This window comes from Pontibacter ruber (assembly GCF_023630205.1).
Lineage (GTDB): Bacteria > Bacteroidota > Bacteroidia > Cytophagales > Hymenobacteraceae > Pontibacter > Pontibacter ruber.
In genome coordinates this window covers 1-14,478 of the sequence record NZ_JALPRR010000003.1, presented here as the reverse complement: position 1 = coordinate 14,478, position 14,478 = coordinate 1, and the positions used below count along the sequence as shown (strand labels likewise).

The window sequence follows — 14,478 nt, the reverse complement described above, 5'->3', positions numbered from 1 at the left end:
CTGTTAATAAATATTGCATAGTCGCTATATTACAGAAAATTTTATTTTAACTTGCTGATCAAAAGACAGATAGTTTATACTTTCCCCAATCCAAGTTTTGCCTTTTATGATGCTCCTTGTTCTTACCAGGTTGTTTCTCTTTCTTCCGCTTTTTGGCCCTCAGGACAAAAACATTGTAAAGCAATCACAGGCAGAGCAACAAACTGCAGTAACAGATCAGAAGATCGAAAACTTACTGGATGTCAGTAAGGAGCTTCGCAACTCCAACCCGAAGGCAGCTGTAGACAGCAGCAAAAAAGCAGTAGTGCTTGCGGCAAAGTATGGAGATAAGAAAGCACTCGCAAAGGCGTACAACTCAGAAGGTGCTGGTTACTATGTATTGGGAGATTATGAAAAAGCGATCAATCTGTACTACAAAGCACTTAAGATAAGAGAGCAGGTCCGCGACTCAGTAGGTATAGGTGCCAGTTACAACAACATTGCCAACATCCATAACAGCCAGGCAGAGTATAAAAAGGCATTGCCTATCTATGAGAAAGCGCTTTCCATCGCTACACGCACCCGCGATACAACCTTGCTCAGTGGCATACTCAACAACATCGGTAACATACACCTGGCACAGGAAAATTTCGACCGCTCCCTGGCTTACTACAAACGCAGCCTTCCGCTAAAAGAGAAACTCCAGGACACGCAAGGTATACTTATCTGCCTTATTAACATCGGCATCGCTTACACAGGCAAAGGCGACCATGCTACCGCTCTTGCCTATTTCAACAAAGCATTACCTTATACTGAAAAGATAAACAGTCTCCACGATAAGGTATACATCCTGCGCGGAAAAGCCGAGGCGTACTTGGTAGCCAAGCAATACGACAAAGCACTGAAGGATGCGCATGCCAGTCTGGATCTGGCAAAAAAATACGAGGGCAGGGATGAGATACGCATTACGGCAGCCCTCCTGGATAAGATTTATACCAAAACGGGCAACTTTGTAAAGGCGCACGAATACCTTTCGCTTTATACAGTTTACAACGACAGCATCAAAAATGAGCAGGTTGCAAACCAGATTGCACAGGTACAGGTAAAGTATGAAACAGCCCGGAAGGATAAGGAAAACCTCGAACTTAAAATAGAACACAAGCTGCACCAGGAAGAGCTTGAGCATAAAAGCATTGTTCAGTATTTTATTATTGCCTTGCTGCTTTTGGTCTGCGTGGTGGCGTTTGTTTTTTTCAGGGGCAGGCAGCGGCTGCGCCACATCAACAACATGCTGACCCAGAAAAATGAGCTGATAACACAGAGCAACCTGGCACTGAACGAGCACCAGGAAGTACTCACCCTGCAGGCAGCGCAGCTTCAGAAACAGAAAGAAGAACTGGAGCGCCTCAACGGCATAAAAGACAAACTTTTCTCCGTGATCGCGCATGACCTGCGCGGCCCGCTTGTTTCCCTGAAAGGGTTGCTCCACGTGATGGCCATGGGCAAAGTGCCGGCCGACAAGCAACAGCAGCTTTTCAACAGCCTTGTTAGCGGACAGCAAAACGTACTTTGGATGCTGGACAACCTATTTGACTGGGCCAGGGCACAAATGCGGGGCTTTGAAGTAAACCGGGTACCGATTGCCATACAGGAATTGGCAAACGAGAACATACGCCTGCTGGCACCGCAGGCCATCAGCAAGGATATTAAACTGATAAACCATATTGCTGCAGATCCTGTAGCCCTGGCTGACAAAGAAATGGTGCGGCTGGTGCTGCGTAACCTTCTTTCGAACGGTATAAAATTCTGCAATATAGGCGGAGAGGTAACGCTCGCAGCTACCCAAAAAGACGGAATGCTGCATATTTCAGTAGAGGACACCGGCATTGGCATGAGCGAAGAAGTGCAGCAAAAACTATTCGGCCACAGCAGCTATACCAGCAAAGGCACTGCCAACGAAAAAGGCAGCGGCCTGGGGCTGGCGCTCTGCAAGGATTTTGTAGAGCAGAATGGCGGCACCATCCGGGTTGTAAGTACTCCTGGTAAGGGAAGCAGGTTCGAGTTTACACTTCCTGTGGCTGCAATTGTATCTCAGAACTGCGATGCCCCCGCCCTTAGTGCAAGCGAACATGAACTTCAGCTAGTCTAAATTCACCCTTACACACCTACACCTTCTGCAATTACTGTACAGCTGCATATAACTGTTTGTACCCTTTATTTCTCTATCCCAGTACCACTAGCACTCGAGCTGCAAGTGGTAAAATAATTTCATTTAATTTTCATAACAACAGATACACTATATATGATATTCCTATAATTTAGAAGTCTCAAATTTTTCAATCTTTTATCCAGCTTTTATGAGAACATTTTTTACTCAAACATTTGCTTTTGTAGCAACAGTAGTACTTTTAAGCAGCTGTGCCTCCAGCTACAAGGCTGTCACGCCTGAAAACATAACCTATTCAGCCAAATCAGAAAGCAACAACGTGGTGCTACAGTACAAACATGGTGTGTTGGCTGAGCGTGGAAACAAGAAATATGTGAAGAAGGAAAGTCGCAATTTTGTACAGGTAGTAGCGGTAAAACTTACCAATAATTCAGATCAGGCCATAAATGTCTCTAACGATGTAAAGTTTTTCTCTGGCGAAAACCAGTTTACTCCGCTCGATCCGAACGTTGCTCACGCCAGGTTAAAGCAAGGCGTACCTATTTACCTGCTTTACCTAGGTTTTACATTCACTAAAATTACTTCTACTGAAATGGTGAACGGTCAGGTAACCGAAACAGGCTCATTCCCAATAGGAGTAATTCTGGGCCCCGGGCTTACGCTTTTCAACATGATAAGAGCAGGCGGCGCAAATCAGCAGATGCTGCAGAACCTGGAGCGCTACAACATTGCCAACAAGCAGATCCTGCCAGGGGAAACACTGCACGGCCTGGTGGTAGTGCCAAACAGCAGCTACAACCCGCTTAACATAAAGGTTGGCACTGAAGCAGTACAGGCCAGACAATAACATAGGGTATACCCTTTTGTTTGACGACAGCCAGAGCTGGCCGCTATACTTAAAAGCAGCCGGCACTGGCTGTTCAGTTTTCAGGCTGTTTGCAGGGGTTCATCCATGAAAAAGTACGTGCAGGCTATACTTTTCGGCAGTTGATATAATTCCGAACAGGTTTTTGGAATATTTTGCTAATTTCAGAACTTCATAAACACTAAACTCTACTAACCTTTACATGAAGCAAGTTATACTTCGCAGTGGCGGACGTTGGAAAAAGTCCTTGCTGGTGCTGTGCTCGCTGGGCTTGTTCCTGGAGCCAACCCTTGCCCAGGATGCCGGTACTGCTAAAAAGCCGGAAGTCAAAAAGGAGGAGAAAAAAGACCTCCCGCTGGCGGCTGCCCGCAAAATCAAAATCAATACAAGCGAGGGTTCCTGGCTGGCGCTGGACGTGAGCCCCGATGGCAGCAACCTGGTGTTCGACATGCTCGGCGACCTGTACCTGCTCCCGATAGCAGGCGGCAAAGCACAGCAGCTTACCACAGGCATGTCTTTCGACACGCAGCCAAAGTTCAGCCCCGATGGTAAATCCATCCTTTTCGTTTCTGACCGCGACGGCTCCGACAACGTGTGGACCATCGACCTGAAAACAAAAAAGGCAAAGCAGATTTCCAAAAGCAAAAACGAGAACTACCAATCTGCGGAGTGGACGCCGGACGGCGAGTATGTGGTTGCCTCCAAGGGCAAGCGTAACCTGAAACTATACTTGTACCACAAGGATGGCGGCAGCGGTGTGCAGATCCTGAGCAAGCCGGATGAGCTGAAAACCATTGAGCCTACTGTAAGCAACGACGGTCGCTACATCTGGTACGCACAGCGCAAAGGCGCCTGGAACTATAACGCACAATTGCCGCAATACCAACTCGCCACCTTCGACCGCGAAACCGGTGAGACCGACACCAAAACATCCCGCTACGGATCTGCCTTCTCTCCTACCCTTTCTCCGGATGGCACCTGGCTGGTATACGGTACCCGTTACAACGACAAAACAGGCCTTATTGCCCAGAACCTGAAAACCGGTAACGAGAAATGGCTCGCTTACCCGGTACAGCGCGACGAGCAGGAATCTATTGCACCGCTTGGCGTGTTGCCTGCCATGTCGTTCACACCGGACAGCAAAGAGCTGATTGCTTCTTACGGTGGTAAAATTTACCGACTGCCAATGAATGGCGGTACAGCCAAAGAAATTCCGTTTTCTGTAGAAACAGAGCTGGAAGTAGGTCCGCAGGTATCGTTCAAGTACCCGATCAAGGACGACAAGCAGATGACCGTAACGCAAATCCGTGATGCCGCTGTATCGCCGGACGGAAAGCGCGTGGTGTTCACTGCCCTGGATCGCCTGTACATCATGGATTATCCGAACGGCACACCGAAACGCCTGACAGACGCGGAGTATACCGAAGCACAGCCAACCTGGTCGCCGGACGGAAAGAGCATTGCCTACGTTACCTGGCATGAAAAAACAGGTGGCGCTATCCATAAGATCAACGCCAATGGCAAAGGCAAACCGGAAAAATTAACCAAAGAGAATGCGGTGTTCCAGGAGCCGGTTTGGTCCCCGAAAGGCGACAAGATCGTGTTCGTAAAAGGCTCTTCTCAGGCCTACCGCGAAGCAGTAGGTCCGGGTGCTTTCGATTCACGCCAGTCCATCAACTGGATTCCGGCTAAAGGTGGCGAGAGCACGTTCATCAAGAAAGCAACGCTGGGTGCCAACCCGCACTTTGTGAAAGGCGAAAACGAACGCATTTACCTCTACTCTCCTGCTGATGGATTGATCTCGATCCGCTGGGATGGTACCGACAAGAAATCGTATGTGAAGGTGAAGGGTATCACCACGTACGGCAGCTTTGCTGATATGCTGGAAGAGGAGATGAGCCACAACCTGCACCTGAACGAGCGCGAGCCGGAGCAGAAACCTTCTAATGCTTCTACCCTGATCAAAGCCCCTGTGGGTGACAAAGCCCTAGCCCTCATCAACAACGAGATCTATGTAGTTACAATCCCGAAAGTGGGCGGCGAAACCCCAACTATTTCTGTAGCGGAAGTAACCAGCTCGCAGTTCCCAAGCTGGAAACTGACCGATATTGGTGGGCAATTCCCGAGCTGGTCTGCGGATGGCAAGACGGTGTACTGGTCGATTGGCAACGGCTTCTTTGCCTATAACTTAGACGAGGCCAGAGCCAAGCAAACAGCTGCCGAGCTGGCCAAAGAGGAGAAGACGATTTCTGTTCGTGTAGATAGTGCCAAAACCGACAGCACCCGCAAGGAAAAAGAGGCCATTAAGATTGAGAACTACAAGCCGAAAGAAACCAAAATCGCCATTCAGGTAGACCGCGACATTCCGCAGGGTATCATCTTATTGCAGGGTGCGCGCATCATTACCATGAAGGGTGATGAAGTGATCGAAAGCGGCGATATCCTGATCGAGAACAACCGCATCAAGGCTGTAGGTGCTTCTGGTACGTTGACTGCACCAAAAGGCGCGACGGTAATGGATGTGAAAGGCAAGACCATTGCACCGGGCTTTGTAGATACCCACGCGCACATGTGGCCACGCTGGGGCGTGCACACCAACCAGGTATGGATCTATGCCGCTAACCTGGCTTACGGCGTAACCACCACCCGCGACCCGCAAACCGCCACCACCGACGTGTTAACCTATGCCGATATGGTGGATGCCGGTAAAATGTTGGGTCCAAGAGTATACTCTACCGGTCCTGGTGTTGGCTACTGGGCTTATAACATCAAGAGTCTCGACCATGCCAAGAGCGTGCTGCGCCAATATTCAGAGTACTACAACACCAAAACGATCAAGATGTACCTGGTGGGTAACCGCCAGCACCGACAGTGGATCATCATGGCTGCCAAAGAGCAAGGCCTGATGCCAACAACGGAAGGCGGTCTTGATTTTAAACTGAACATGACGCAGGCTATCGACGGGTATCCGGGCCATGAGCACTCCTTCCCGATCTACCCGCTGTACAAAGATGTGGTGGACTTCGTATCGCAGACCAAGATGGCATACACACCTACCCTGCTGGTATCTTACGGTGGCCCATGGGCGGAGAACTACTACTATGCTACCGAGAATGTGATTGGTGATAAGAAATTAAGCTATTTTACGCCGAAGCTGGAACTGGACGAAAAAGCCCGTCGCAGACCAGGCTGGTTCAGCAAAGAAGAGCACATATTCTCACGCCACGCAGAGTTCGTGAACAACCTGGTGAAAGCAGGTGGTCTGGCTGGGGTGGGCTCACACGGTCAGCTGCAAGGCTTGGGTTACCACTGGGAAGTATGGTCAGTACAGTCGGGTGGCATGAGCAACCATGATGCCCTGAAAGTAGCCACTATACTGGGTGCCCAGTCGCTTGGTCTGGATGGCGACATCGGCTCTGTGGAGAGCGGCAAGCTGGCGGACCTGGTGATCATGGATCAGAACCCGCTGGAGAACATCCGCAACACCAATACTATCAAGTATGTGATGCGAAACGGCCGCCTGTACGACGCCAATACCCTAGACGAACTGGCACCTACTAAGCGCAAAGCTCCGGACTTCGATTGGCACAGCGCCATGCCGGTTGGTGTGCCAGGTATACAGGAGTAAGTTATACTTTGAACAAGCCCAAAATCCCTCGCCTTTTCGGTGAGGGATTTTTCTTTTATACTTTGTAAATTAACCTGAGTATAAAGTATAGCTTTGCAACAACATGTACAGGATTAACCTGTACAAGCAATAAGTATAGATGTATGAAAAAGTATAGTATCCGGGTGCTGCTACTGCTTGCTCTGGTATCTTCTTTTGCCTGCAACCAGGCCGAAGACCGCCGCAGAGCCCAGGAAGAATTCAGGGAGCGCCAACAGGGAAATGCGCAGGAAGAAGTACTGGAAGAGGAGCCTGCCGCCCGGTCAGAAGAGCCGACGACACCTGAAGAAACAAGAACAAGAAAACCGGAAACCACCGTTGGCGACAAAGTAGTTGGCGTAAAAGACGGCGATACGTTTGAGCTGCTCCGCAACGGGCAAACGGTTACGGTGCGCCTTTTCGGAGTTGATACGCCCGAAAAGAACCAGGCGTACGGGCAACGCGCCAAGCAGTTCGCCTCCGACCTGGCTTTCGGTAAAAGTGTGCGCCTGATCGAGCACAACAAAGACCGCTACGGCCGCACGGTGGGCACCATCATACTTCCGGATGGCCGAAACCTGAACGAAGAACTGGTGCGCGAAGGCTACGCCTGGCACTACAAAGCTTACTCCAACGATACCCGGTTGGCTAACCTGGAGGCAGACGCCCGCCGTTTCAAACGCGGCCTGTGGCAGGACCCGAATCCAATTCCTCCCTGGGAGTTCCGGAAGGTGAAGCGCAGCGGCACCTCTTCCAAAACGGAAGCAACCTCAAGTATAACCGTGATGCCGAAAGGAGCAGAAAAACGGCAGGTGTACATCTGCAACAGCACCGGTTCTTCGGTTTACCACCTGAGTAAAAACTGCTCGGTTTTGAAGCGTTGCAAAGAAGAGATACTAACTATAACCGAGGCCGTAGCCATTCGTGATTATAACCGCCGTGCCGATAAAACCTGTAGCCCGAACTAGGTAATTTTTATACCTTTGAATTTACGCCAGCCGATACGTACATGACATTACAATTTTGCTTCCTTCTCCCATTTATGAAGCTTAAAAAAAGCACTTTGCCTCTTGCTCTGTTTTGCCTTGCCGCGCTGTTCTCCTGCCAGAGTTCCGGCTCCCAGGAGGAGGCTGTAGCAGCTCCCCCGCAGACAGAAACTGTTGCAGCCGACACCGTGCAGGCAGCGCTCAGACCGGCCCCGAAATTCCACAAGATCCCGACTGACATGGCCAAGAAACGTGTCTACTTTTGCAACGATGAAGTGTCAGACGTTTTTCACGTAAAGCATGACTGTCCGGTATTGTTGCAGTGCAAAGCGAATTACAAAAATGTTACGTTGCTGCGCGCCGTTGAAGCGTATGGGCGTTACCAGTGCGATACCTGCAGCAAGGACCTGGCCTTTATTTTTGAAGAAGGAAATGTAAAATAAAAAGGACTCCCCCAACCGGGGAGCCTTTTTTTCTAGTCCCTATTTATACTTTTTACCATTCAGTACCAGCAGTGGCACCTCGCCCTGGTAAGTCATCTTCTCTGCCAGGCTTTGGGAGAAGAGATCCCGCAGGAAGCCTTTTTCTTTGCGCAGAATGGCTACCATACTTGCCCCCGTATGGGTGAAGTATTCTTTTATTCCTTCCGAACGGTGCCTGTTGATCACCTCCTGAAAATGGATCGGGTAATTTGGAATGGCCTGCTGCAGTTCGTTCCAGAAACGCTCTGCCCGGGCTGTTCCCTCAGAAGTGCCCTCTTTTGAAACATGCACTACATCTACCGGCGCTTCAAACATACGGGCAAACTCCACTACCTCCCGCAGCGCATCTTTATCTGCCTCTACGTAGTCTGTCGCATAAATTATTCTGTTAACTGCCGGGATATCAACATTGGCCGGAACTGTCAGCACTGGGCACTGCACCTGTTCGATCACAGCTTCCGCGTTGCTCCCGATCAGCAATTCTTCCAGTGCACTGCCGCCACCGGTTGTACCCATAACGATCAGGTCGTACCCCTGGGTTTTGGTCAGGTGCTCTGTAATATCGGTGAGCAATGCTTCTTTCAGAATATAGTCGCAGGTGAAGCCCCCGCCTCTGTTGGCACCGTGCCGCCCTTCTACTTCAAGCACCAGCGCTTTCAGTCTTTCTTCGGCGTCGCGCATTTGCTCGCCCAGCAGTTCGCTTGCTACCAGGGCAGTTTCGGAAGTATCTACAATAGGCAGGTGCACGACGTGCATCAGCGTGAGGTGCCCCCCGGCGCGTTGCGCAATAAGTACGGCATACTCTACGGCCTTGGAAGCAGTTTTAGAGAAGTCAGTAGGGCAAAGGATCTTTTTCATGTCTGGATATGTAAGTTATACCGCTTAAGCGTGTTCAATATCTCAATTCTACTATGTATACGTGAAGAAGCCAAAGAGATAGAGAAATAAGTACATAAAAGTGACAACAATCATGATTAAGGGATTAAAACGGGCTTTATGCCAGCATTAAACTCATTTTAGATGTGCTGTTGTGGTATCCAGAGTATAAATCTGTCTTTAAACAAGTTTATACTTATAGTTGAGGTTTATACATGACGCTAACAAGCCTTATACTTCGTAGCTTTCTTTCATCCTCAGTCTTACTTGCTTATAGTTTCATTTTATATTTTTGATTGCGCTCAGGGCCGCGGGGCCTCGTCCTCGGGCATCGCGCTGTCTAGCTTTCCTGCCTCCCGGCTGCCACTGGCGTGGCACCGGAAACCCAGAAGGCGCTCAACCCAAGGACTGGAAATGATACTGCTTCGTAAGCGCTTGTTGCGAGCGGGAACAAAATATAAATTGGCAGTAGCCGAAAGTCCCCCTTTGAAGGGGGGTAGGGGGATGATCTGTAGCAGATATGAAACTATACCTGTAGTATAGCAGTGTCATAACTCCCCGCAATAGACTACCGAGAACTCGAGTTCGAAGCTAGCGAGCATATCTCTGAGTGTTAGGAGTGGTTGGATCAACAGGCTAACTATGAAACTTATACTTACAAGGAGACAGTTAGCGGGAATTCCCCTCCCGTGGACTAGCCAAAACGAGAGTTTTGAGCTAGCGAGCGTAGCTCTCAGGGGTGGGTTTATACTTTTGTATTCTGCTCTGTAGCCACCTAGACACTCACAGGTCTGAAAGACGCTGTGAGGACATGTTGTCATAGGGCCTTTACCTCTTTCCACGACCAGTATTGTTTGGGCTGTATGCCCGCATAAGCTGCTTTGTAATAATCCACCACTACCTGCTTCAGCTCTTCTGCCGGGATCGAGGAAGAGTAAATCTCCCGTGCAGTGGGGCTATCGAACGCTTCCATGCGCGAGAGCTTGTTGCCATCCAGGCGCAGCAGCGGGCCGGTGTCGGTAATGGAATCGTGGGTCCAGGTGCGGCCGGAGGTTTCCAGTTCGTTCAGGCGTGCGGCCAGCGGCGCCATGGAAATGCGCGGCAGTGTCGGGCGGGTAGCCAGGTCTACCCAGGTGGTATACTTATACTCCAGTTCGTAACGGTTCTGGTCATAGCAGGCCAATACGATGTCGAAGCCGATGGTGCGGCTGAACAGGGCATAGTAGTGCACCGGCTGCGGCGTCTCGATGATCACCAGCCCGATCTCCGGGTAGCGCTTTAGTTTTGTGGTTGGTTTATACATGTCGCGGTAGCCCAGCAGTACATCGGCCACTTCGTCTTCCCACACGCCTTTCTCCCAATCCGGATCTTTGAGCACACGCGTAAACTCCCGCAGAAAATACCTGAACTTCTTCGGGCACAGCGTTACTTCGGCCTCGGGCAGTTGCTCCGCTCCGAAAGGCGGGTAAAACAGGTCACGTTCCCGGGCATTGATCCAGCAAACCAGTTTCAGCGCCTCTCCTGCCAGTGGGTGGTTCAGGTCCAGCTCCCTAAAATCACCGATCAGGGCCATCTGCCGCAGCAGCTCCTCGTTCTCCAGCGCCAGTTCCGGGTTCAGCAGGCCCCATACGCCTACAAAGCCATCGATATCAAAATGGTTGGCCGTTACATACTCCAGCTCCAAGCCCGGAATGTTCAGCCGCAACGCGTTCAGCACCATGGCAGCACTAGTATCGTCGCGCACCTCTTCCGGGGTGGGTGCTCCGCGCCAGTGCGAAAGTATAAGCCCGTTCGGGTGGGTGCTGTCTACGATAATGGCCTTATGGTTTTTGACCTCTGAGAAAGGTATAAACTGTCGCTGTTTCATGGTATAAAGGTACGGAAATTATGATCCGGCGTCAGCAGAAACTATTCTTCTACCCCGAAGTGTAACAACCTCCACTCACAAGTATAAACGGCAGCAGCGGGAATAAATCTCCTACTTTCTTTTCAGGAATCTGGAAAATTACGGTACCTTAACCGCAGGTAAAAGCAGTGGCTACCTCTAAACCCTGCCTCTGCTACATTCGTTTTAGAGAGCCAAATCGGCCAGACACGTACCATGAACCTGAAAAAGATCTACAGCACTTCCCTTAGCCTTCTTACCGATTTATACCAACTTACCATGGCCTATGGCTACTGGAAGCAGGGCAAAGCAGAGCAGGAAGCCGTGTTTCATTTATACTTCCGCAAAAACCCGTTTAGCGGAGGATACACCATTGCTGCGGGTCTGGAGCAGGCAATCGATTACCTGCAGGACCTGCATTTCCGGGAAGATGACCTGAGCTATTTAGAAAGCCTGAAAGGCAGCAAAGGCCAGCCGCTGTTCGAACCGGCCTTCCTTGATTACCTGCGCGACCTGCGCTTTACCTGCTCTGTAGATGCTATTCCGGAAGGCACTGTGGTGTTCCCGAGCCAGCCGCTGGTAAGGGTGCGTGGGCCATTGCTGCAGGCACAGCTCATCGAGACTACGCTGCTGACGATCATCAACTTTCAGACATTAGTGGCTACCAAAGCTGCCCGCATAATAGATGCAGCACAGGGCGACCGGGTAATTGAATTCGGGATGCGGCGCGCACAGGGTATAGACGGCGCTTTGTCTGCTACACGGGCAGCTTATATCGGAGGAGCAGACGCTACGTCCAATGCGTTGGCAGGTAAGTTATTTGACATACCGGTTAGCGGTACGCATGCACATAGCTGGGTACAGTCCTTTGAAAGCGAACAGGATGCTTTTAATGCCTACAGCGATGCCTTCCCGAACGATTCGGTGCTGTTGGTGGATACCTACGATACCCTTGAGGGCGTGGAAAAAGCAATTGAAACAGCCCGTAAACTGCAACACGAGGGTTATCACCTCAACGGCATTCGCCTCGACTCCGGTGACCTGGCCTACCTGAGCATTCAGGCACGCAAACTGCTCGATGAAGCAGGCTTTACCAACGTAAACATTGTAGCCAGCAACGACCTGGACGAGCACATCATTTCCAGCCTGAAACAGCAGGGAGCGAAGATAAATATATGGGGTGTAGGCACTAAACTGGCTACCGCTTACGACCAGCCTGCTCTGGGAGGCGTGTACAAATTGTCAGCGCTGAAACAGGAAAACGGCGACTGGAGCTACACCATCAAACTATCGGAGCAACTGGCTAAAACCTCTAACCCGGGCATACAGCAGGTGCGCCGCTACTACAACCAAAACGGCAACATTGCCGACATGGTCTACAACGAAGAGGCACCGCTGCCCGACCAGCCGCTCATCATCGACCCACTCGACATTACCCGCCGCAAAGCCATAGCCCCGGGCACCGCTCACCGCGACCTGCTGGTACCGGTATTTGTAAACGGAGAACTGAGGTATGATCTGCCTGCGCTGGCAAGTATAAAAGCGAAGGTAAAAGAAGAGATCAGCATGCTGCACGAAACCACACGACGTCCGCTAAACCCGCACACCTACCCGGCCGGCCTGGAAGAAAACCTGCACCAGTTCAAGACCTCGCTGATCCTGAAGCTGCGCAAGATCGGGGAAGAAGCGTAGCAGGGAGCGATGTAGTTTGGGAGGTGTAAATGGTGTACTTTGTGAACGGAGAGTGGATTTGCGTGTTGAAGCTAACGTAAAGGTGCAGTTATGGACTGTATTCCTTTACCTTTTCAATAAACTTCTTTAGCACGCTTAATTCTTCCCTATTACAGCCTGTACAGTTCCTGACCATTCTTTCTTCAATCTGCCCTATTTCTACTCTTTCTTTATTCTCAAACTCTACGCCTACTTCCATCGCAACTCCGTCAGCCCAATTATTAAAATCAGCTTCTGTTAAGTAAGGCGCAGTTCTAAAATACTCAATTAGCTGCTTTGGATTACTTTCAACGTACTCCTTCATAGTTGAATAAAGAGGCTCAGCAAATGCTCCGTCTGCCCACCAAATTGTTCTGGTAACAAGAGTAAAATAAAAGGGATGTCTTTCTTTATCTTTACTGAACAAGCTGTCTGGAATAGCGTGAGCCTGATCATCTTGTAGTTCTGCCTTCTTCTGAAAAATATCTTTGAAAAGTAAGGGAATTAAGGGGTCAGCAAGATGCTCTTGTAAGGTCTTAGAGCCAACCATTTCATCAAGTCTAATCTCTCTGAAGTTCCTTTCGTAGTAGCTTGGCTTTCTGCCTTCTTCCTTTGCTTGTTCAGGATTCATTGAACTACTATCTGCAGCTATTTCCTGATCCATAAGTGCAGGTTGGTGTTTGCTTGTACTTAGCTTCTGTTCGTCAACTTGACTACATGAAGCAAGTAAAGCGGCTAACAGGCCGATATAGATCCTTTTCATAAATTGATTATTCTCATCGGCTGGTCTAAACTGTGGCGTAGCTAAAGTTTAGGCGTGGTTAGGAACTGTTTTTTCTATATTACTAATCAACAACACCATAAATCCTTCTAATGTATACCTTCTGTAAAATTTCATAAATGCCATAAAGGATAAATATGTTGCTAAAGTAAACATGACAGGAAATATAAAATTTTCTGTTCCATTCAAAATCATGTAAGCTATTGAATATATAGTTAGCACGTTGAATATTAGACATGTATTTCTTAAAAACCCAAAGAGAGCAACATAATTACTCATTCTTGATTGATGATTTTTACTCGTTTCATAAGAATAGTGAGTCACAATTCTATGGAAATCATACTGAGATAATTTCTCATCATCCAAATTTGTTGAATGTTCTGGGCTTATATGATTTATCAGCTTTCTGATTTTACTCTTTGTTATATCCTGGAGGAATGGGTCCATAGGTTGTTGGTAGAATCTGCTGAAGGCTAGTTTTGAACCTAATAAATAGTCAAGAATAACACATGGAGCTAGAATTATGATTAATACTACCCTCCAGCCATAGTCAGTCCAATTACGTGCTGTTTTCCAATACCCCTTATGGCTCATGCCGAGTAGGTACTTGGAAGGAAAACTATACTTCCAGTTTGCATAACGCTCTATGGTAATTGATGAAAAAAAGCTAATAAAATGACCAAGGATATAGGAAAAGACAATCAGGACAAAGAATTTCTCAAATTGAAAATCATTAACAACTGTTGTTAATTCTTTGAATATAAGCCTATCAGGATTCTCTATTTGATTAATGATGTGCAAAGAATAAATTAATACTGAACCAGGAATCAGGTAGCCTAAGAAATCATACACTGAGAAAGGGTTTTGTTTTTCCATGAATCTGGTAAGTTTAATTTAAATGGTGCCTAACGGACTTGGCTTTGCGGTGGCGTAGCTGCCGTAAAGGTGTGGTTAGCGCAAGTTCTTTTTATGAATTAATAATTTTAACTATTTGCCTTCAATTAGGTGTCCTTCCCATGTAGTTACTAAAGGTTCATGCATTTCATGCCACCTTTCGACAAAGTGTTCAATATTATCTAAATCTTTCTCTATGATTTTTCT

At 48.7% G+C, this 14,478-nt stretch carries 10 protein-coding genes; 6 read left to right on the top strand and 4 right to left on the bottom strand.

Translation table 11 applies throughout. The annotated features are described in order from the left end of the window. Positions 1-106: 106 nt before the first annotated feature. From MJ611_RS12010 to MJ611_RS11990, 5 genes are all read left to right on the top strand, one after another. The gene (locus MJ611_RS12010) at positions 107-2,128 is read left to right on the top strand and encodes a tetratricopeptide repeat-containing sensor histidine kinase (RefSeq protein WP_250430058.1); all 2,022 of its coding nucleotides are present in this window, start codon (positions 107-109) and stop codon (positions 2,126-2,128) included. A gap of 208 nt (positions 2,129-2,336) precedes the next feature. Further along, the gene (locus MJ611_RS12005) at positions 2,337-2,993 is read left to right on the top strand and encodes a hypothetical protein (protein ID WP_250430057.1); all 657 of its coding nucleotides are present in this window, start codon (positions 2,337-2,339) and stop codon (positions 2,991-2,993) included. Between the two features lie 220 nt (positions 2,994-3,213). Further along, a complete protein-coding gene (locus tag MJ611_RS12000) occupies positions 3,214-6,639 on the top strand; it encodes an amidohydrolase family protein (RefSeq protein ID WP_250430056.1) in 3,426 nt (1,141 codons plus the stop codon). Positions 6,640-6,782: 143 nt separating this feature from the next. Next, positions 6,783-7,625 (top strand): thermonuclease family protein, encoded by an 843-nt coding sequence (locus MJ611_RS11995; RefSeq protein WP_250430055.1) that lies wholly within the window; start codon positions 6,783-6,785, stop codon positions 7,623-7,625. Positions 7,626-7,699: 74 nt separating this feature from the next. Continuing rightward, positions 7,700-8,086 (top strand): hypothetical protein, encoded by a 387-nt coding sequence (locus MJ611_RS11990; RefSeq protein ID WP_250430054.1) that lies wholly within the window; start codon positions 7,700-7,702, stop codon positions 8,084-8,086. 39 nt (positions 8,087-8,125) lie between these two features. Here the strand turns inward: MJ611_RS11990 and MJ611_RS11985 are convergent, their stop codons facing one another. Further along, positions 8,126-8,983: a universal stress protein gene (locus MJ611_RS11985; protein WP_250430053.1), complete on the bottom strand. Its 858-nt coding sequence runs from the start codon at positions 8,981-8,983 to the stop codon at positions 8,126-8,128. Between the two features lie 835 nt (positions 8,984-9,818). Continuing rightward, positions 9,819-10,868, bottom strand: a complete 1,050-nt coding sequence (locus MJ611_RS11980) for a DUF6687 family protein (RefSeq protein ID WP_250430052.1) — start codon at positions 10,866-10,868, stop codon at positions 9,819-9,821. Positions 10,869-11,102: 234 nt separating this feature from the next. Between MJ611_RS11980 and MJ611_RS11975 the strand changes: the two genes are divergently transcribed. Beyond that, positions 11,103-12,578, top strand: coding sequence for a nicotinate phosphoribosyltransferase (locus MJ611_RS11975; RefSeq protein WP_250430051.1), 1,476 nt, complete (start codon positions 11,103-11,105; stop codon positions 12,576-12,578). A gap of 88 nt (positions 12,579-12,666) precedes the next feature. Here the strand turns inward: MJ611_RS11975 and MJ611_RS11970 are convergent, their stop codons facing one another. Then, positions 12,667-13,359: a putative periplasmic lipoprotein gene (locus MJ611_RS11970; RefSeq protein WP_250430050.1), complete on the bottom strand. Its 693-nt coding sequence runs from the start codon at positions 13,357-13,359 to the stop codon at positions 12,667-12,669. Between the two features lie 48 nt (positions 13,360-13,407). After that, positions 13,408-14,253: a hypothetical protein gene (locus MJ611_RS11965; protein WP_250430049.1), complete on the bottom strand. Its 846-nt coding sequence runs from the start codon at positions 14,251-14,253 to the stop codon at positions 13,408-13,410. Positions 14,254-14,478: the final 225 nt, after the last annotated feature.

Bases quoted from the DNA above. Each gene is read 5' to 3' on its own strand.
- MJ611_RS11985 (WP_250430053.1), bottom strand. From the start codon at position 8,983: ATGAAAAAGATCCTTTGCCCTACTGACTTCTCTAAAACTGCTTCCAAG.
- MJ611_RS12010 (WP_250430058.1), top strand. From the start codon at position 107: ATGATGCTCCTTGTTCTTACCAGGTTGTTTCTCTTTCTTCCGCTTTTT.
- MJ611_RS11980 (WP_250430052.1), bottom strand. From the start codon at position 10,868: ATGAAACAGCGACAGTTTATACCTTTCTCAGAGGTCAAAAACCATAAG.
- MJ611_RS11970 (WP_250430050.1), bottom strand. From the start codon at position 13,359: ATGAAAAGGATCTATATCGGCCTGTTAGCCGCTTTACTTGCTTCATGT.
- MJ611_RS12000 (WP_250430056.1), top strand. From the start codon at position 3,214: ATGAAGCAAGTTATACTTCGCAGTGGCGGACGTTGGAAAAAGTCCTTG.
- MJ611_RS11965 (WP_250430049.1), bottom strand. From the start codon at position 14,253: ATGGAAAAACAAAACCCTTTCTCAGTGTATGATTTCTTAGGCTACCTG.
- MJ611_RS11975 (WP_250430051.1), top strand. From the start codon at position 11,103: ATGAACCTGAAAAAGATCTACAGCACTTCCCTTAGCCTTCTTACCGAT.
- MJ611_RS11990 (WP_250430054.1), top strand. From the start codon at position 7,700: ATGAAGCTTAAAAAAAGCACTTTGCCTCTTGCTCTGTTTTGCCTTGCC.
- MJ611_RS12005 (WP_250430057.1), top strand. From the start codon at position 2,337: ATGAGAACATTTTTTACTCAAACATTTGCTTTTGTAGCAACAGTAGTA.
- MJ611_RS11995 (WP_250430055.1), top strand. From the start codon at position 6,783: ATGAAAAAGTATAGTATCCGGGTGCTGCTACTGCTTGCTCTGGTATCT.